Below are 18,928 nucleotides of genomic sequence, written 5' to 3'. Positions count from 1 at the left end.
GCTTAGTTAAAGTGTTTGTGCCAGTATGTTTTGGATAAATTGCAGCAGCAGGTCCGGCTTAAAGAACAGCACCAGCAACGGCAATGCAAACATACCAAGCAGCAGTGTATTAGACAGTGAAATAACCTTTTTTTCTTCTGTTTGATTCCTTTTAAAGAAAAGGAAGTATGGGATTCGGATGTAGTAAAACAAAGCAATGCCTGTTACTAAAACGCCTGCAATTAATAAGACAAGCAATATTGGCTGGCTACTTACACTATAAGCTTCCCATATTTTACTAAAGATAAACAACTTAGCCGTAAAGCCTGCCAAAGGAGGCAAACCTGTTAGAGATAATAAGTATAAAATAGCCACCACACCCAGGCCCGGGTAAAGCCAGCCCAGTCCGGCAAAATCTGAAAGCGTGCGCACATCCAATTTATCTTCGGCTATCTGTAAAAACAGGAAAATACCGAAGTTCATAAAGAGCAGCACCGTCAGGTAAAAGAGGATGCTGGATGTATAACCGGTGCCAAAAGCAAGTATGGCTGCCAGCAGAAACCCCGCATGCGACACCGATGAATAAGCCAGCAGCTTGCGCGGCGTTTGCTGCCACAAAGCCGTAAAGTTACCCACAGCCAACGTTAGTAAAGCGGCTATCCCGATAAAAAGCTGCACATCTAAAAACGAAGTTGCCAGAGCCGGATCTTCGAAAGCGGCTACAAAACGAAGTATGACGATAATGCCAGCTATTTTTGGGCCAGTAGAAAACAGCGCTACAATTGGCATAGGAGCGCCTCTGTATACATCCGGTACCCAGAAATGGAACGGAGCAGCTGATATTTTGAAGAAAAAACCGGCAAAAACAAGTACGGCGGCCACTGTTACCATCAGCGTATCGGCGGCCAGCAAACTTTGCCAAAACGAAGAAAGTGTATAATCCAGTGAACCGGTAAGGCCGTAGAAAAAAGACATGCCGTACAGCATTACGCCTGCCGCCAGGGTTCCGTACAAAATATACTTCAGGCCAGCTTCTACCGCACGTTTATCTTCTTTAATGATGAGAGTCAGGATATAGGAGGCAATAGAAACCAGTTCGATGGCTACAAAAACCATGAGCAGGTTTACTGATTTTGCCATCAGGTTAAGGCCCAATACCAGCATCAGGATCAAGGCATAATATTCACCACGGCCCTGTCTCAGGTTCTCGAGCGGTTTGTTGTGCAACGACAGGAAAACGGTAAAAATACCGGCTGCGCTGAAAAGTATACCCGCATATCGCGCCAGCCCATCGGAACGCAGCAAGTTCAGAAACTGCACACCTTCGGAAGTATAACCACCTAAAATCTGAATAAGCAGCGTAGCGAAAAATCCGGTCAGCGCAATCCAGGGCAATAACTTTTTGATAGCCTGAGACCTGAACAGATCAAGCGTAACGAGCAACAGGAAAAAGAATACCAGCACCAACTCGGGCAGCAGCGAACCGGCACCGGCAAAAATGCGGTTGATTGTATCGGTTAGGTAAGCTGCCTGTTCGTTCACGTATAATTAAATTCTAAAGTATAAATCCGGCTTTCTTTATTGTACCCAGGTGGATAGTACCATGTGCAACTGTTCCTGCCCGCTTTGGAGAACCGTTTGGGTAAAGCCTGTAATGGTGGTGCCGATCTTGTTTAAAAGCAAATGCGGGAAGATTCCGAACAGCAATGCAAGTATGGCCAACGGCACCAGCATCAGATATTCCCTGGCGTTCAGGTCTGTTAAAACGGCTTTTTCACGCAGCTCCGGGAATATCCAGTACTTGCCGAAAAACATGCGTTGCAGTGCCCACAGGTAATAAGCAGCAGCCAGCAACAAGCCAAAAACCGCTACTACTGTAAGCCAGCGTGGCAATAAACCCGACATTTCCGGTGCACTGAACCCACCAACTAATACCAGTAACTCAGCTATAAAACCAGAGAACCCCGGCAAGCCCAGCGAAGCAAAAAATGCAATCACGACAAACGTAGTATAAGCTGGCATGCGTTTCGCTAATCCCCGGAAATTCAATATCATGCGGTCGTGGGCACGGTCGTAAATAACACCAACCACCAGGAACAGCATCGCGGAAATAATACCGTGGCTGAACATCATATACACGGCCCCATTCACGCCTTCTACGGTAAGCGACGCCAGTCCCAGCAGCACAAAACCCATATGCGACACCGACGAATAGGCGATCAGCTTTTTTAGGTCGTTCATGGCGAGAGCGCACAAAGCACCATAAATAATCGAAAGCACGCCTAAACCGCCCACCAATACGGCAAAGTAAGCAGCCGCATCCGGGAAAACAGGATATACAATACGGATAAGGCCATAACCACCCACTTTCAGAAGTATGGCTGCCAGCAAAACCGAAATAGGCGTTGGCGCTTCTACGTGCGCATCGGGTAACCAAGTATGCACCGGAACCACGGGCACTTTAATAGCAAAACCGGCAAAAAGCAACAGGAACGCGATAAAACGGATAGGCAAACTCCAGAGCACCACACCCGACAACACATGCAGCAAACTACCCGGTATAAAATTGGCAGGCTCCATCATGGCCGGGATGCTGAACGTGCGTACCAGGTCGGCGCTGCTGATCATGTTTTGTTGCAGCAACTGCTGTACCTGCCGGATAGCATCTGGTTGCGGAATGCCTTTTTCTAACAAGCCTAATTGCGTAGCCGTAGCCAGCGGATCAATCACGGAAGTATACAGCCCGATCATCACGATCAGGATAAAAAGTGAGCCGACTAATGTATAGATAAAGAACTTGATGGCTGCGTATTCGCGTTTCGGCCCCCCCCAGATACCGATCAGAAAGTACATTGGCAGCAGCATGAACTCGAAGAAGAGGTAGAACAGGAAAAAATCCAGCGCTAGGAAACAGCCCATCACGCTGGTAAGCAGCAACAGGTATAACAGGAAATAGCCTTTGATATTTTTCTTGATCGTCCAGGAAGAGATAACGCCGATAACGCCGATAATGCCCGTTAGCAGCACCATACTAACGCTGATACCATCTACTCCCAGGAAATAATCGATCTGAAAACGGCCCAGCGTGCCCAGCGAAAAACCGATCCAGTTCAGCTTTTCAACAAACTGGTAGCCCTGTTGCCCGTTCGAAGCAGCTGCCCCATTGAACTGAATGTATAGCCAGATTGCCAGCACCATTTGCCCCAGCGTACCCAGCAGCGTAATCGTTTTTATCAGCTTTTGCAGGCGGAGAGGTAACAGCAGCACCACGAGCGCTGCCAGCAACGGGGAAAAGATCAGGCTGGAAAGTATAAAATCGTTCAAGAGTTACGAATTATGAATTCTGAATTACTTAAGCTTCTTCAGGTCTCGGATCAATAAGAGAAGGATGATCTTTTTATTCTCCATTTCAATCCAAAGTTACCAATCAAAACAAGGTAATGTATAGGATGATCAAAATAAAACCGAGCAACGAATAGGCATAATAACTTTGCACCTTTCCGTTTTGTAAGCGCCGACCAAATCTGCCAACAAATTTAGACAGCGCCGCTACCAACCAAACCGCCCCATCCACAAACAACCTATCGAACCACGAAACCATTTTGGAGAGTACCACCAGCCATTTGCTGCCGTAATTTAACGTATAATCTATCACGCGTTTATCGACGCGGTACAAAGCTTTAGCCGCCTGGTGCACGGGTGCTACAAACACGTTCCGGAAGAAAGTATCGAGGTAAAAATGGTTGTAAGACAAGCGGGCCAGTGCACTGGTGGGGGCATCAAGTTGCAGCGCTTCTGAGGTTCGGTTTTTATACTTGTTGATGGCAAAACCGACTCCGGCAACTCCCAAAACCGCCGATAAAATACCGATAATTAGATGCGCTGTTTGGTTAGCCTGGTTTTGAAGTATAAGTGCCTCTAAAAAGGAATGGGCCAATAAGATGCTTTTTGCGGAAAGTGTCTCTAAGCTGATGCCCTGCATCAGCCAGCTGCTGCCAAAGCTCAGTGGATTCAGTGAAAAGAAAATTCCTAAGGAAAGTATGGCCAGCAACACCACCGGAAGCAGCATCACGTTTTCAACTTCTTTCTGAACCGACAAACGTACTTCCTGCACCTTAAACGGTAACCGGAAACCGCCAAAGAACATAAACCACATATGGCGGCCCATGTAATAGGCTGTGAGTAACACCACCGTAAACCCGATCATCGGCACGACAAAGTATAACTTGTTACCGCCAACGCTCATGGTTTGTGCCCAGGCCCAGCTCCCAGAAAGTATGGCATCCTTGGAAAGAAAACCCGAAAACAAGGGCAACCCAACCAGCGCGGCCGCAGCCAATAAGTAAGTATAAAACGTAACGGGCAATACTTTGCGCAAACCACCCATGTTCCGGATGTCCTGGGGGTCGGCGTTGTGCTGGTGTGCAAAATGCTGCCCGCGGTGCATGGCATGTATGATGATACCGGCGTTCAGGAAAAGAGCTGCTTTAAAAAAGGCGTGCGTCGTAAGGTGAAAAAGCGATGCATCGTGTGCGCCTGTGCCCATCCCCATCACCATATAGCCTAATTGCGAGATGGTAGAGAAAGCCAGCACCGCTTTAATATCATACTGCGTGAACGCAGCAATGGCACCAAGTAAAGCTGTGACCGCGCCTACAATCGCCATCACGGTGAGGGCATCTACCGTAAAAAAAGCGTAGCAACGGGCCAGTAAATAAACACCGGCGGCCACCATGGTAGCGGCATGTATCAACGAGGAAACCGGCGTTGGGCCCTGCATGGCATCTGGTAACCATACTTGCAACGGAAACTGCGCCGATTTGCCAACACAGCCCATAAACAAACCCAAACCAGCCAGCGTGAGGAATAACGGCGTAATAGCAACCTGCCATTCCTGATTCTGCAAAGTATAGCGAAGTATAAATTCGGTATCAGTCCAGGTGCCGGAACTGATGAGCGCGCGCAGGGCCTCCAGATCGAAGGTGCGGAAATAGGTGTAAAATGCGAACAGGCCAAGCAGCAGACCAATATCCCCCACCCTGTTTACCAGAAAAGCTTTTTTGTTTGCTTCAATAGCCGCCGGCCGCTCGTACCAGAACCCGATGAGCAGGTAAGAGGAAAAGCCCACCAGTTCCCAGAACATGAAAAGCAGCAACAGGTTATCAACCAGCACAATACCCAGCATACTGAACGTAAACAAGCCCAGGTAAGCAAAATAACGGCTGTAACCGGAGTCGCCGTGCATGTAGCCTACCGAGAAAAGCTGCACCAACGTAGAGATGAATGTTACGATCACGAGCATCAGCACCGTCAGGTTATCGATCAGGATGCCAGCAGTAAAATCAGCGGTAACAATGCCTGGCAAATTAAACCAGGTAGTGCGGGTATGGAAAGTGGCCGTGTCCCAGGTTTGCAGGAACAGGTAAACCGAAAGTATAAAAGCAAGTGTAGTAAAGCTAATCCCGAGCCAGTCGCCACGGCGGGGCAGGCGTTTACCGAAGAAAAACAAAACTAAAAAAGCCAGCAGCGGCAACAGCAACACAACCAGAGCGGTCGTGGTTTGGGGTGTAGCGGCCAATGGCTTTAAAAGTGCGGAAAGCTCCAAGTTTATACTTTAAAGTTCGGTTTACAGCGGGCAAAGGTAAGTATAATGCGTTAATATAGTAAGTATTGTTTATGCTTTGATTGCATCCTTCCAAGTCCAACCACCCCCGGCCCCTCCTTGCCTAAGGCGGGGAGTTGTACTTACTGTTTTATACTTTATTAAGTATAGCTCAGGCTTTTCTTCATAAATAGAACAGACAGTAACTATGAAATTTATACTTCACTAAAGGATAGCAGACTCCCCGCCTTAGACAAGGAGGGGCTGCGGGTGGTTGGATAACGTAAAACTGCTACTTATCAATCGTTGCGATCTCGTTCAGGTTAGCCGTCTTGAAATGCTGGTACACGCGCAGCACAATGGCCAGCGCTACGGCAGCTTCGGCGGCAGCCACCACAATCACGAAAAGCGAGAATAACTGCCCTTGCAAAAGCGACGGATCGTAACGGCTGAACGCGACCAGATTCAGGTTGGCCGCATTAAATATCAGCTCGACGCCCATCAGCACCACCACCGCATGGCGTTTGGTAATAACAGCCAGCAAACCAAGGCAGAAAAGCACCGCACTCAAAAGCAGGATATGTTCTAACGGAATCTGTGACATAGTTATACTTTCTGGTTATCGGTGGCAATGTAAGCAGCTCCCATCAAAGCGATCAGTAGCAGCAGCGATGCAATCTCGAAGGGCAGCACAAAATCCGTCATCAGTTTTATACCGATACTTTGTACCGTACTTTTCTGAGCGCCCAGTATTTCGGTATCTGCGTTCTGTAACCAGCTTAACCCTGCGAAATTTGCTTTCAGAATAGTATAACCTAAACCGCACAGGGTTAAAAGCGAAATCAAAACACCCCAGCCTTTGTTCACGCTTTCCGACAATACCGACTGGTTGTGCACCCGGCTGCTCAGCATGATCCCGAAAAGTATAAGTACCAGCACCCCGCCCACGTATACCATCAGTTGCGTAACGGCTATAAAATCAGCGAACAGCAGCACGTAAATTCCGGCTATACTCAGCAGCGTTACCAGTAACGAAAAACCTGCATAAAGCAAGTTGCGCGTCAGTACCATGTACCCTCCCGAAAGTATAGCCAGCGCGGCGAAGATGTAGAATAGCATTTTTATTTAATTGAGGATTTGGTTATAACGTTCTAGGCTATGAGGTGGCGGAGCTACCTTATAGGCGTGGTTATGGTACGTTTAATTTTATTATCTTCGATAGTAAAATAATTGGCAAAGCCTAAAATTGGCTTTCCACTACTATCAAAATCTAAAACTAACTTATCATTAATTATGCTTATGGTATCTGGGATAAAATCATTGTCATAAGGTCGTGTTAAAAAAATCACCTTATTCCCAACTATATCATAATTACCTTTAAAAGTCTTGCTTCCAAACATATGGTCTGCCACAAGCTCGAATTTACGGTTTTCTCTGAGTGTTAGAAATATCCTGGACCCATCACCATCTAGAGTAGCCACTAATACTTTTTCACTTTTAAGTAGCTCAGAGCGAAATACTTCAGTTATTAATATTGTGACAACAATAGATAAGCCAACAAGTAAGGCAGCATTGTCCTTCTTGAAGATGGCTATTAAAAGTATTATGATTAATGGTGTTCCTATAAAGGCAAAAGGTATAAGTCCTAATACCCAAAAAGCATCGAATAAACTATCTGATAGCCAATAGCAAATGATAAATATTATCCCTAATATTTTCGAGAGATTGTAAAGTTTACTTGATGTATCAATCATTATAAATGCACCACAACTACTGGATATATGACAACATACGCTTATTTGCACTATATATGAAGTTGATTCAGTCGTTCCAAACCAATTATAGAGCTATCAGTAATATTAAAATAGGTAAATAAAGTAACTACCCTTCATCATACTTACCCTTGTTGCTTCTTCGCAGCCAGTGCAGCTGCTTTGGCGGCGGCCATCTCTTCCTGTTGCTTTGCCAATAGTTGCTTTTTCTCTTCGGCTTCCTCCGGCGACAGGTCCGTAAAGTGGTATACCATATTTTTGATATCTACTTCCACGAAATCATAAACAGGTGTCATGGTGAGGCAGTCGGTTGGGCAAACGGTGGTGCAGAGGCCGCAGTAACAGCATTTAGCTAAATCAATATCGAATACCGGGGCATGCAAGCGCTTTTTGGTACCATCTGATGTAGTGCCGATGTCTTCGGTTGCTTTAACAGATTCGATGATGATGCAGTTAACCGGACATACTTTAGCACAGAGGTCGCATACAATGCAATCATCGATCTCGTTGTGCAGGCGGTAGCGGCCGTTATCTGGTATCGGAAGTGCCTCATACGGGTAAGTCAGTGTAACCAGCCCGTCGGGTTGCTTAAAGTAATTTTCGTCGCTCACATACGCAGGTGTGCGGCGGTTTTTGGCATTCCGGAAGTGGCGTATCGTAAGCGCTGCGCCCTGCCACAACGATTTTACCACGCTCCAGAAACCTGTTTTATATTTGATGGTCGTTCCCAATTTCAAGCTCTCTTTAACTGATGTCGCAAGTTTAGCGAAGCGCAACTTGTGACGGTACATAACGCAAGTTTGTAACTTGCAAGACTTTACTTTGTTGTTCACGCCAGTTACAAACTGGCTCCAAGGTTAACCACAAGTTACGCTATCGCTAAACTTGCGGCAGTGATCTTTTTGATTTTAACAATCAGCAATTCAACAATCAACAATTAACCCACCATCAACAACCGCCAGATACCAGCACCCAGCACTACAGCTAAAGCAATGGGCGTTAAAACTTTCCAGCAAAGGTGCATGAGTTGGTCTACGCGCAGGCGTGGGTAAGTCCAGCGGGCCCAGAGTTGCACAAACAGCAGTATCAGCGTTTTCGAGATCAGCCAGAAAGCTCCCCAGAGTATACCCGATAATTCTCCTACGGTTCCGGAGGTCCAGTACGCTAAACTAAACGGGCCAATGTTAGGCAAAGGCGTATTCCAGCTTCCCAGAAAAAGGACAACGGCCACCAGGCAAACCAGCACCATCATGGCATATTCCGCCAGAAAAAATACGGCAAACCGAAACCCCGAATACTCCACATGGAAACCCGCCACCAGCTCCGATTCCGCTTCCGGAATATCGAAAGGCGCGCGGTTGCACTCGGCCAGCGACGCAATAAAATAGATAATGAACGCGACGAAGAGCAACGGCACCCGAAAGATGTTCCAGGTGGTGATGCCACCAATAGTAGTTGTGTTGATGCCTAAAGCCTCAATTCCGAAAAGCCAGTTCATTTCATACTCCAGCCCCGGAAACTGGTTCATCAGGGCGCCCTGTTGGAAACTGATCTCCTGGAAATCCAGTGACTGGCAAACCATCACGACAGCAAGTATAGCCAACCCCGCCGGAATTTCATACGATACAATTTGCGCCACCGAGCGCATTGCACCCAGCATGGCATACTTGTTATTCGAGCCCCAGCCTGCCATCAGCAAACCCACCACATCCAGCGAAATAATGGCCAGCATGTAAAATACACCAATCCCGATGCCAGATGCTACCACCGCAGGCGCTAACGGAATAACCGCAAAACCAGCAAAAACGGCTACAAACACAAGTATAGGTGCTATTGAAAAAAGCTTTTTATCAGCTGCAGTTGGTATAATATCTTCTTTCTGGAGGAGTTTGAGCACATCGAGCAGCGGCTGCATAATGCCGTGCGGACCAGCTTCGGTTGGTCCCATCCTATCCTGCATAAAAGCGGCTACTTTACGCTCGGCATACACTACCGCAATTACGATAAGCAGCATCAGCCCTAAAGTCAGCAGAAAAGCAAGCATAGGTTGTAATGGTTAGTATCGGGCAAAGGTAGTTTTAAATTTGGAAAAATACAGGAATTAAGCCCTACCCCGGCTACCAGTAAATGATTTTGCCATATATAAACATTTTCTTATATTTCAGAACAAAACCCCAAACTTCCTACTTCGCTTATAAAAGTTATGTTGAAAAATTATGTAAGTATTTTTTTGCTGCTTCTTTGTGTTGGCTTCGTCTCAAATTCACAGGCACAGCAAGTTCTCTCTAAACTTGAAATAAAAGCGAAAGAAGTCTATACGGTAAACCCCGATAACATTTTGCTTGTCGATACTTTAATTATGCACGATAAAGCCGTTATACAATTTAATGCCGGCACTCCCGCTTTTGTGGGAGTTAATACTGCTTTTGTAAGTAGAGACTGTAAATTTATGCTAAAAGGGAAGAATGGCTTACTAAAAGAAAATGATCCGGAAAGCTTAGAAGGCAAGGATGGCAGTTCAATAGAGATTGATATCCATTTCGAAAAGTTAGGTAGTTTATTTGTAGATACCAGAGGCGGTAATGGAGCTAAAGGCGTAGACGGGAACTATGAGGTGCAATCCACTAAAAAGACTGACGCAGATGGAAGTTTTAAAAGCCTTGCTCCTGCCAAGGCTGCTGTTGCAGGAGGTAAAGGTGGCAAGGGCGGCCAAGGTGGCAATGTTTCTTTTGCCTATAGCTCGAATGGTTTTATCCCAAGGTTTAACCAATACAGAAAACAACATGCGATTATAATTGTAACCCAAGGCGGAAAGGGCGGAAAGCCAGGCAATATGGGCAAATTTGAAGGCCCGGGCGGACCAAATGGTCAAATTAAATTAATAAACAAGAATTTAAAATTAGATCCCAGCTTATAATCAAGTGTAAAGTTGAAACTTTAAGATTTCACTTCTTATAGCGGATAGGGATACCTAATCCACGAATGATGTCTGGCACACGGTAACGGCTTTCGCGCTGCTGTGTCTGCTGCTGGTTAAAGTACCGGAAATTTCCTTCTGCGCCCAATGCAGGAGCATCCAGCACAGATTTTATTTCGACTGGCTCCGGTATAACGATCTGTTGCTTTTCTTCAGGAACTTTTAGTTTGGAAATCGCCTCTTTCAGATCGCGTTCGGTGGCCCAGGGCATTACATCAACAGTTGGCAGGGTCGTATTTTCGCTGAGGGAAACAGTAATAGTATAACTGATCTGGTTATAATCTGCAGGTACCACAAGTGATTGACCTCTGTAACCCAACGCGCTGAAAACGATACTATCGCCAGCAGCAACGGCCAGAGAGAAGAAGCCTTTTTCGTTTGTTTGTGTGCTGCGCATGGTGCCAGGCACATAAACAGCTACACCTGCCTTTGGCATTTTGCTTTCTGAGGCAAGTATAAATCCGGATAACTGCACGATACGCTTCTGCTGCTGCGCCATACTTTGGTAAGCGCAAAACAAGAGCAGCGCAAACACCAGCCATCTAAATTTACCTGAAGCTTGGGCAGAAGTATAAATTAGCATTCGATGGAGATGAGGGTGCAGATTTCCGGGTTTGCAAGTATAAACGGCACACTTATATTTAAAGTATAAACCTCATTTCCCGATATACTTTTTCAAACTTTACCCCTCTACCACATGCGGTACGAACTGCGATAAATTAGTAATAATGCCTTTCTCCCTCCGGAAACCGATGGCACACCCTTCGCCTGCCCAGAAAACACCTGCCTGGTAGGTATAACCGTTTTTATCTTCGGGTAGGTCGCACCAGCGTTGGTATACTTGTGGCTGCGCATCGTACTCTCCTTCGGTTTTAGCCACCTGAATTTTGTCTACCACCTGCACACTTTGTCCTTCGCGGCCATAGTATGGTTTTTTGATATACTTGCCTGAGATAGGCTCCAGGTCGGTTTCGAGAAGTAAAGGGTGGTAAGGATACGCTTTCCAGAGCCAGGCCAGCATGCCTTTGCTCTGGAATAATAACGTATAAGCCGGATTAGCAATCGTTACCGTGCGGGTACGGGCAAGCAGGGTCAGGCTTTCCAGCAATTCGGGTTCTTCCCAGGCAATCTGCTCCCAGGGCAACAGCTTAAACAAAAACGGAAACTGCTGCCACTGCTCTGCTTCTATCTGCGCCCAAACGCCTTTCTCAGCGCCTTCCGTAGAAATACTTATCTCTTCTACCGGGCACACATGCGCATCAAAACCAGCCTCGCGGGCAGCCTGAGCCAACACGGAACAGTTTGTTTCGTCTTCGGCACTCGCTCCAATGTAAGTTAACAACAATGCTGGTGCAAGGTCCTCATTCAGCATGCGCCAGGCTTTGAATTGCTCTACCAGCGCTTCGTATAAACCCGAGTATTGGTTTGCATCTTTTTTACCGGCCGCCGCTAAGCTAGCCCATTGTACCACCGCCGTTTCTGGAATAGAAGTAGCCGTATCGGCATTAAACTCGAGTAACTTTGGTCCTTCGGAAGTTTGCACCAGATCAAAACGGCCATATAAATGCCATTGGCGGTCGTCGTTCCAGGATTGCCGTACCAGTTGCCACAGGTTTTCAGGAATGGCGAGTATCTTCAGAAATTCATCAGGCAGCGTATCGGGCACCGCGTTTACCATCATGTCATAGATCGTATCAGCAGCTTCGAGTAACTTATCTGCTTCGTTTTCTGAGATAATCACTGCTTCGCCGGGCACGTAATTGGCGCAGCCATCTTCCACACACCAGTCCCAGCCGAGGCCACGAACAGCCGTTTCCACATCGCCGCCGTGTGTAGCCAGGCGAACAGTGGCATTTCCGTTATTGAGCATCCAGATGAAGTATAAATAAGTATAAATTAAGCTCCTGCGCCACCGCTGCGGCCCCGGAAGAAACCGCTTTTACCGGAACTTGGCGCTGTAGCCCGCTGGCGATACGACTGCACATTCTGGCCCCAAGCCTGCGTGCGCTGCATAACACCCGGGTTTGCATAATAACCTGCTCTCGGAGCCATCATACGGCCAGCCATATAACCCATGCCGCTCCACCAAAGCACGCTGCCCAACCCAAAACCACCCTGTTGATAAGTAGACTGGTTAGCTGCCACATCTTTCATGCGGTTTTCCAGTTCAAGTCCTTTCAGAGTATCTACGCGGCCATCGCTGTACTTCAGCACCGCCATACTTTGGCCAGGCACGGTCGTACGCTCGTCTGTTATTTTCCACTCATCAGGCCCTTCTTCGGTTAGTTCGGTAATCATGCCATCGGGCACGGCCACTTCTTCAGTGTTGCCTGAGGTTGAATTGTTATCGCAGCTTGTTGTAAGGCCCATGCAAGCGGCAGCGGCAACTATAAATGCATTGCGCTTCAGGTTACCGATGGTGAGATATCTTTTTTTCATAATAAAATTGCGTCAGAAGAAGTATAAAGATAACATTTTTACGCAAATCTGCCCCGTAAAGTAGATACTCTCTTAGGCTTTACATTAAAATGAAATGGGTTTATACTTCGGATTATACTATTTTCAACCGCGGTTTATACTTACTCCCAAAGCGGGTAATGCTCCAGGTGTACTTCGCGCTTAAAGAAAATACGGGTACTTTCCTCGAATGATTGGGTAAAATCCGAAACATAAAATTTGTGATCGTTCTGCAGGTTTTCGGATGCCAGGTTATGTTGCTCCAGAAACAGCTTAACGTGCAGGGCTACCAACTGGCTTGCATCCAGCACATCCACCTGGCCCTGGTAATAGTTTTCGATCTGCTTTTTGATGAGCGGATAATGCGTACAACCCAGTATAAGCGCCTCTATTCCTTTCAGTTCCGGGTCGGATAAGTAGGTATGGATCACGTTTTCGGAGATAGAATCGTTAAAAAAACCTTCTTCGATCATGGCAGCCAGCAAAGGCGTCGCATGCGACCGGAGGTTGATGTTCAGGTTAAGGGCATCTACTTTTTTACGGTATACATTCGAGTTCACGGTTTGCTTGGTGCCGATCAGACCGATGGTTTTGCCCGAGTACGACTGCCCGATATGTGCTACGATCGGATCGATCACGTTCAGTACTTTGGCCTTGCTGCCCACATACTCTTTTACCAGTTCGTAAGCCGCTGCAGAAGCCGAATTGCAGGCAATAAGTATCACCTTGCATTGTTGCTTAATCAGCAGGTCGCAGATCTTAACGGCATAGGCCTGTATGGCAGCTGTGGATTTATCGCCGTAAGGCAGGTGCGCTGTATCGCCGAAATAGATGAGCCGCTCGTGAGGCAACACCTGCGTAAGTGCCTGCGCAACGGTTAGTCCGCCAATGCCACTGTCAAATATCCCGATCGGTCTTGCTTTTACGTCTGTTTCCATAAGCAGCGAAGTTATACAAAAAGCTTTAAAAGCGATGTTCACGGGGTAAAAAGGTATGTTCACTTTAAAGTACGAAAACCCAGTGAATTATTGCTGGCATAAAAAAGTTACAAAGCCGAAAAAGTATAATTACATTATGGCTTTTTAAATATGATTTATACCTAAATATTTGTTAATTTAGATTTATACATTAACTTTATACTACCTACCGCCCTACACCTGGCTACTGTCCGTTCAGCCAGCCTGCCCTTGCAGGATTCCGAACATCCACTGAAAGCTTAAAGCACTTATCAACCTAATTTTGGCCACATGCAAACAGCAATCAACTCTTCTCAGGCAACGCTTAAACGTTCAACTTTATACGGAGGTGTTTCAGCGCGTTTTGTTTCTTTTCTGGTTGATACCACGCTTCTTATGTTCTGCTATACGTTGTTTTTGTACGCTGCTTCCGATAATCCAGACCAGCTGGACTCCTGGAAAGTAATTTTTGCGCACGAGCCGCTAAGTTTGCAGGAACCGCTTTTGATGGGTAAAACGCTATTGCTGTATTTATACTTTCCGGTGCTGCACTGGCTGTATTATACTATTTGCGAATCTTCAGGTAAGCAGGCTACCATTGGCAAGTATACTTTGGGCCTGAAAGTGACAGACCTGCGGGGCAAGCGCATCAGTTTTGCGCAGGCAAACCTGCGTTATTTCAGCAAGATCATCTCGGCGCTTCCTGTTTTCCTGGGTTTCCTGTTACTACTCTCTACTCGCCGCAAGCAGTCGCTGCATGATTACCTGGCACGAACTATTGTCGTTACAAATTAGCATTTCGCGAAAAAATCACATTCTGCATCTCCTTAAAATTTAAGCCAACGTATACCTCAAGTATAAAAACAAACTTAAAAGGAGGAACAACTATGAGATTTATACCTACACGCTTCCATGGCATATTAGATTATGTAGTGGGCATTTTACTTATCGCAGCCCCCTGGCTATTCGATTTTGCAGAAGTTGAAGCCGCTAAATGGGTAGCTATTATTGCTGGTGTTGTGGTACTGCTGCAAACCATTATGACCGATTTTGAAGTGGGCATTATCCGTAAAATACCAATGCAGTCTCACCTGATGATGGATTTCGGTTTAGGCGTAATCCTGGCTCTTTCGCCATGGCTTTTTGGTTTTAACGAACAGGTATACCTACCACATTTAATTATCGGCGTATTTTCTATACTAGCCTCGCTTACCACACACCGTGTACCAAGCCAAAGCTATGTGAAAGCGCATCCGAGCCACGAACGGGTAGATTAATTTAATTCTGACTTTATACAGCAAAACAGGCTGGCTATTTAGCCGGCCTGTTTTATTTTACCCCTACCTACGGCAGAAATCGTTAAATTTGTTTTATGAATTATCTATCAGCAGAAAATATAGCCAAAAACTTTGCAGACCGTTGGCTTTTCAGAAACCTGAATTTCGGAATCAGCCAGGGCCAGCGCATTGCATTGGTGGGCGTAAACGGTTCCGGCAAAACAACTTTGCTTAACGTACTGGCCGGCAAACTTCCGCCGGATACCGGCAGCGTCAGCGTTCGCAAAGAGATCTCCATCGGATTTCTGGGCCAGAACCCGGAGTTTAACGAAGAATTTACCGTTCACCAGACTATTTTTTCCGGCCAGAACGAAGCCATACAGGTAATAGAGCAGTACGAACTTGCCATCGAAGACCCCAACACCAGTTCCGAAAAAATGCAGCACCTGATGGAGCGCATGGACGAATTGCAGGCCTGGGATTTTGAAGTAAAGGTAAAGCAGGTACTCTCCAAACTGGGCATCAACAACCTCGATAAGCAGATAAAGCACCTGTCGGGCGGGCAGCGCAAACGTGTAGCCATGGCGCGCGTTTTAATTGATGAGCCGGATATGCTGATTCTGGATGAGCCTACCAACCACCTGGACCTGGATACGATCGAGTGGCTCGAGAACCTGTTATCGACCCAGAACACGACCCTGCTGATGGTGACCCACGACAGGTATTTCCTGGATAAAGTGGCCAACGAAGTAGCCGAGCTGGATGGCGGCGAAATTTATACTTACAAAGGCAATTACAGCTACTTTATCGAGAAAAAAGCCGAGCGCGAAGCGGCCTCTTCTGCCGAAACCGAGAAAGCTCGCAACCTGATGCGCAAAGAGCTGGATTGGATTCGCCGACAGCCGAAAGCACGTGGTACCAAAGCCAAGTATAGAGTAGATGCGTTTGAAGAACTGAAAGAGAAGGCAGCCAAAAAAATTACCGGTCCGCAACTCGAGCTATCCGTAAAAACGACACGCCAGGGCGGAAAAATCATAGAAGTAGAGCATCTTAAAAAGTCTTATGCTGATAAAAAGATTGTGGATGACTTTACGTATGTGTTCAAGAAAAAAGACCGCATTGGTATTGTAGGCCCGAACGGTGCCGGAAAATCAACACTGCTTAACATGCTGACCGGTAAGATTACGCCGGATTCGGGGACAATTGATGCCGGCCAGACAACCGTGTTTGGTTATTATACCCAGGATGAACTTACGTTCCGGGACGACCAGCGCGTAATTGACATTGCTAAGGATATTGCCGAAGTAGTGGAAATGGCGAACGGCGAGGTAATCACCGCCAGCCAGTTTTTACAGCATTTCCAGTTTGCGCCGGCCCAACAGTATACGTTTGTAAGCAAGCTGAGCGGTGGCGAAAAGCGCCGGCTGCAGTTGCTGCGGGTACTCATCAAAAACCCGAACTTCCTGATTCTGGATGAGCCTACCAACGACCTGGATATTATTACCCTGAACATTCTGGAAGATTTCCTGCTGAACTTTGGCGGCTGCCTGCTGATTGTAAGCCACGACCGTTACTTTATGGACAGGCTGGTAGAGCATTTATTTGTGTTTGAAGGCGATGGCCAGATCCGCAACTTCCCGGGCAACTACACCGATTACCGCGAGTGGCTGAAGGAGCAGGAAAAAGTAGAACAGGAAAAGCCGAAACCGGTAGCTGTTGTAGAGAAAAAGCCTGAGCCTGTAACTACAGCCAAGCGCAAGCCTACTCACAACGAGAAAAAAGAGTACGAGCAGCTCGAAAAAGATATGGCTAAACTGGAGGCTCGCAAAACAGAAGTAACCGAGCTGCTGAACGCCGGCACCACCACCGACCATAACCAGCTTCGTGCCTGGGCCTCCGAAATAGAAAGTATAAATAACGACCTGGAAGAAAAGGAAATGCGCTGGCTCGAATTAGCTGAGCTGATGTAAGTATAAAATTAAAGTATAAAGGCAGCCAAATGGCTGCCTTTATACTTTTAAAAGCTGCTGGAAATCGATTCCAATTTGATAATGGTTTGTATTACAGCTTTATTAGAAAACAGATAACACTTTTTTAAGTATTGCGTTCAAAACAAAAATCAGTATACTTGCAGTACATTCATACTTTATGCAACACGCAGCTTCATTTGCATCTTTACCTGTACAGCCAAATTTCTTTGGCCGGGAGCTGCTGCATTCCCTTTCTACTTATTGCCTGAACCTGTATAGCTATTATTGCTATTACTATTGCATGTATCGCTACTGCCAGGCCCCTATCACTTATAAAAACTACTAGAGAGCACCTATTAATCCAGCTCTCATCTTAGTAAAGATATTCAGGCAGTGGCGCAAGTCACTGCTTTTTTGTTTCCTGTCATTATCAAATCATACATTTTATAAAGCTTAGTAACATGAGTCTGACACAACTTTATAACAGCTACACGCCCGAAAACCACGAAGTATGGGCCATCCTTTTTGAGCGCCAGATGCAAAACCTGCCCGGCAAAGCCGTACCCGAGTTTTTTGAAGGCCTGGAGAAGGTCGGTTTTAAACCGAATCGCATTCCTAACTTCTACGAAGTAAATGCCCGCCTGAAGCCCCTGACTGGTTTTGAGGTAGTGGCTGCGCCCGGCATTGTAGACGATGCCCTGTTTTTTCAGCTGATTGCCAATAGGCAGTTTCCGGCTACCGTCTGGATTCGCCGCAAGGACCAGCTGGATTACCTGGAAGAACCGGATATGTTTCATGATGTGTTCGGGCACGTACCGCTGCTTACCATTCCGGTTTACTGCGAGTTTTTATCGGAACTTTCTCAGCTTGCCCTGGAGCACATCGACCGGCCTGATATTGTAGATAAACTTACACGTATTTACTGGTACACCATTGAGTTCGGGCTTTTCAGAAACAGCGAAGGAGAGGCCAGAATTTACGGGGCAGGGATACTTTCATCTGTCGGCGAAAGCAAGTTATCGGTATCAGAAGAAAGTATAAAGTATGATTTCGATATCACCCAAATCCTGGATACCGCCTACATTAAGGAGACCTACCAAAGCCAGTACTTCTGTATCAATAGCTACGAGCAGTTAAAAAACAGTCTTCCCGAACTCCGTACTGCCCTCGCGCAGCTGCGCCAGGAAGTAGAAGCATCTTAAAAAACAAAAGCCCGGACTATAAATAGTCCGGGCTTTATACTTAATAATGCTGTGCTAAACGGTAAGTTCCTGGCTTATCTGGAAGCCGAGTTTGCGCGGGGTGGACAGGTGTGAATTTTCCAGTTTCTGTTTAAGTGTGATTCGCTCTAAATCGGTTACATTCTGGCCCATCAGATCATTATTAACAGCAGCGATCATGGCACTTTCCACAATAATGCGCAAGCCTTGATCATTAATTTCATTTTTAGCTATTTCCGATACTTTGTCCTGTGGCAGGTCGAGTTGCTTTACGCCTTCAATGCAAAAGTGATTTTCGATGTTGATGAGCATGCGGCCCACCAGGTAGCCCGGGTCGTCGGTGCGGTTATACTTAATGGTATCGGCCATAAAGTTGTACGCCATGATATGCCCAAAAAAGCGTCTCCTAAAGTCTTCTTCCACATACTCGCTGCGCATAATTTCATAATCATCCGGAAACGTAACGATGTTGGAGTGCATCACAAAGATCAGCAGGTCGCCGGAAAATTTTATATGAAACTCGTGTTCGCTTACATTTTTATACTCGATAATGACGTCTGCATCCTGTTTGGTTATCCGTTCGGTTAATTCAGCTACCAGTTCCTTCGAGATTTCTTTCATTTTATTGAAAGTCTGAAGTGTATTGCGGTAGATCGCTTGCTTGGTACGTGACTTCTGGTGCAATCCGTTTATGATATCGTCTAATCTGTCTTCCATA

18 protein-coding genes are annotated in these 18,928 nt (G+C 46.4%); 5 read left to right on the top strand and 13 right to left on the bottom strand.

Annotated elements, in window-relative coordinates:
• Positions 1–6 precede the first annotated feature (6 nt).
• From DP923_RS12960 to DP923_RS12925, 8 genes are all read right to left on the bottom strand, one after another.
• Entirely contained in the window at positions 7–1,521 is a 1,515-nt protein-coding gene (locus DP923_RS12960) for an NADH-quinone oxidoreductase subunit N (protein ID WP_112306305.1), read from the bottom strand.
• A 36-nt stretch (positions 1,522–1,557) separates the two neighbouring features.
• Positions 1,558–3,303, bottom strand: coding sequence for a complex I subunit 4 family protein (locus tag DP923_RS12955; protein ID WP_112306304.1), 1,746 nt, complete (start codon positions 3,301–3,303; stop codon positions 1,558–1,560).
• Positions 3,304–3,406: 103 nt separating this feature from the next.
• Positions 3,407–5,584, bottom strand: coding sequence for an NADH-quinone oxidoreductase subunit L (gene nuoL, locus DP923_RS12950; RefSeq protein ID WP_112306303.1), 2,178 nt, complete (start codon positions 5,582–5,584; stop codon positions 3,407–3,409).
• A gap of 289 nt (positions 5,585–5,873) precedes the next feature.
• The gene (nuoK, locus tag DP923_RS12945; protein ID WP_112306302.1) at positions 5,874–6,185 is read right to left on the bottom strand and encodes an NADH-quinone oxidoreductase subunit NuoK; all 312 of its coding nucleotides are present in this window, start codon (positions 6,183–6,185) and stop codon (positions 5,874–5,876) included.
• A 2-nt stretch (positions 6,186–6,187) separates the two neighbouring features.
• Entirely contained in the window at positions 6,188–6,700 is a 513-nt protein-coding gene (locus DP923_RS12940; protein WP_112306301.1) for an NADH-quinone oxidoreductase subunit J family protein, read from the bottom strand.
• A 53-nt stretch (positions 6,701–6,753) separates the two neighbouring features.
• Complete coding sequence (locus tag DP923_RS12935) at positions 6,754–7,335, bottom strand: hypothetical protein (RefSeq protein ID WP_112306300.1); 582 nt, start codon at positions 7,333–7,335, stop codon at positions 6,754–6,756.
• A gap of 143 nt (positions 7,336–7,478) precedes the next feature.
• A complete protein-coding gene (locus tag DP923_RS12930; protein ID WP_239021032.1) occupies positions 7,479–8,084 on the bottom strand; it encodes a 4Fe-4S binding protein in 606 nt (201 codons plus the stop codon).
• A gap of 206 nt (positions 8,085–8,290) precedes the next feature.
• The gene (locus tag DP923_RS12925) at positions 8,291–9,397 is read right to left on the bottom strand and encodes a complex I subunit 1/NuoH family protein (RefSeq protein ID WP_112306299.1); all 1,107 of its coding nucleotides are present in this window, start codon (positions 9,395–9,397) and stop codon (positions 8,291–8,293) included.
• Between the two features lie 159 nt (positions 9,398–9,556).
• Between DP923_RS12925 and DP923_RS12920 the strand changes: the two genes are divergently transcribed.
• Positions 9,557–10,270, top strand: coding sequence for a hypothetical protein (locus DP923_RS12920; RefSeq protein WP_112306298.1), 714 nt, complete (start codon positions 9,557–9,559; stop codon positions 10,268–10,270).
• Between the two features lie 28 nt (positions 10,271–10,298).
• On the opposite strand, the gene DP923_RS12915 is transcribed toward DP923_RS12920, so the two are convergent.
• The 4 genes from DP923_RS12915 to murI form a co-directional block, all read right to left on the bottom strand.
• Entirely contained in the window at positions 10,299–10,913 is a 615-nt protein-coding gene (locus DP923_RS12915) for a carboxypeptidase-like regulatory domain-containing protein (RefSeq protein WP_112306297.1), read from the bottom strand.
• A 99-nt stretch (positions 10,914–11,012) separates the two neighbouring features.
• Positions 11,013–12,200 carry a glutathionylspermidine synthase family protein gene (locus tag DP923_RS12910; protein WP_112306296.1) on the bottom strand — a complete coding sequence of 396 codons (1,188 nt, stop codon included), beginning with the start codon at positions 12,198–12,200 and terminating at the stop codon, positions 11,013–11,015.
• A 26-nt stretch (positions 12,201–12,226) separates the two neighbouring features.
• The gene (locus DP923_RS12905; RefSeq protein WP_112306295.1) at positions 12,227–12,769 is read right to left on the bottom strand and encodes a hypothetical protein; all 543 of its coding nucleotides are present in this window, start codon (positions 12,767–12,769) and stop codon (positions 12,227–12,229) included.
• Positions 12,770–12,909: 140 nt separating this feature from the next.
• Entirely contained in the window at positions 12,910–13,725 is an 816-nt protein-coding gene (gene murI, locus DP923_RS12900; protein ID WP_112306691.1) for a glutamate racemase, read from the bottom strand.
• Positions 13,726–14,034: 309 nt separating this feature from the next.
• Between murI and DP923_RS12895 the strand changes: the two genes are divergently transcribed.
• The 4 genes from DP923_RS12895 (at position 14,035) to DP923_RS12880 (ending at position 18,192) form a co-directional block, all read left to right on the top strand.
• Entirely contained in the window at positions 14,035–14,538 is a 504-nt protein-coding gene (locus tag DP923_RS12895; RefSeq protein WP_112306294.1) for an RDD family protein, read from the top strand.
• A gap of 92 nt (positions 14,539–14,630) precedes the next feature.
• Positions 14,631–15,020 (top strand): SPW repeat protein, encoded by a 390-nt coding sequence (locus DP923_RS12890; RefSeq protein WP_112306293.1) that lies wholly within the window; start codon positions 14,631–14,633, stop codon positions 15,018–15,020.
• 95 nt (positions 15,021–15,115) lie between these two features.
• Positions 15,116–16,990 carry an ABC-F family ATP-binding cassette domain-containing protein gene (locus DP923_RS12885; protein ID WP_112306292.1) on the top strand — a complete coding sequence of 625 codons (1,875 nt, stop codon included), beginning with the start codon at positions 15,116–15,118 and terminating at the stop codon, positions 16,988–16,990.
• A 461-nt stretch (positions 16,991–17,451) separates the two neighbouring features.
• Entirely contained in the window at positions 17,452–18,192 is a 741-nt protein-coding gene (locus DP923_RS12880; protein WP_112306291.1) for a phenylalanine 4-monooxygenase, read from the top strand.
• Positions 18,193–18,246: 54 nt separating this feature from the next.
• Here DP923_RS12880 and DP923_RS12875 read toward each other — a convergent pair whose 3' ends face one another.
• Positions 18,247–18,927, bottom strand: coding sequence for a hypothetical protein (locus tag DP923_RS12875; protein WP_112306290.1), 681 nt, complete (start codon positions 18,925–18,927; stop codon positions 18,247–18,249).
• Position 18,928 lies beyond the last annotated feature (1 nt).

Source organism: Pontibacter arcticus (assembly GCF_003284895.1).
Taxonomy (GTDB): domain Bacteria; phylum Bacteroidota; class Bacteroidia; order Cytophagales; family Hymenobacteraceae; genus Pontibacter; species Pontibacter arcticus.
This window is presented reverse-complemented; position numbering and strand designations above follow the sequence as displayed.

Bases quoted from the DNA above. Each gene is read 5' to 3' on its own strand.
- nuoK (WP_112306302.1), bottom strand. From the start codon at position 6,185: ATGTCACAGATTCCGTTAGAACATATCCTGCTTTTGAGTGCGGTGCTT.
- DP923_RS12940 (WP_112306301.1), bottom strand. From the start codon at position 6,700: ATGCTATTCTACATCTTCGCCGCGCTGGCTATACTTTCGGGAGGGTAC.
- DP923_RS12935 (WP_112306300.1), bottom strand. From the start codon at position 7,335: ATGATTGATACATCAAGTAAACTTTACAATCTCTCGAAAATATTAGGG.
- DP923_RS12925 (WP_112306299.1), bottom strand. From the start codon at position 9,397: ATGCTTGCTTTTCTGCTGACTTTAGGGCTGATGCTGCTTATCGTAATT.
- DP923_RS12920 (WP_112306298.1), top strand. From the start codon at position 9,557: ATGTTGAAAAATTATGTAAGTATTTTTTTGCTGCTTCTTTGTGTTGGC.
- DP923_RS12915 (WP_112306297.1), bottom strand. From the start codon at position 10,913: ATGCTAATTTATACTTCTGCCCAAGCTTCAGGTAAATTTAGATGGCTG.
- DP923_RS12910 (WP_112306296.1), bottom strand. From the start codon at position 12,200: ATGCTCAATAACGGAAATGCCACTGTTCGCCTGGCTACACACGGCGGC.
- DP923_RS12905 (WP_112306295.1), bottom strand. From the start codon at position 12,769: ATGAAAAAAAGATATCTCACCATCGGTAACCTGAAGCGCAATGCATTT.
- murI (WP_112306691.1), bottom strand. From the start codon at position 13,725: ATGGAAACAGACGTAAAAGCAAGACCGATCGGGATATTTGACAGTGGC.
- DP923_RS12895 (WP_112306294.1), top strand. From the start codon at position 14,035: ATGCAAACAGCAATCAACTCTTCTCAGGCAACGCTTAAACGTTCAACT.
- DP923_RS12890 (WP_112306293.1), top strand. From the start codon at position 14,631: ATGAGATTTATACCTACACGCTTCCATGGCATATTAGATTATGTAGTG.
- DP923_RS12885 (WP_112306292.1), top strand. From the start codon at position 15,116: ATGAATTATCTATCAGCAGAAAATATAGCCAAAAACTTTGCAGACCGT.
- DP923_RS12880 (WP_112306291.1), top strand. From the start codon at position 17,452: ATGAGTCTGACACAACTTTATAACAGCTACACGCCCGAAAACCACGAA.
- DP923_RS12875 (WP_112306290.1), bottom strand. From the start codon at position 18,927: ATGGAAGACAGATTAGACGATATCATAAACGGATTGCACCAGAAGTCA.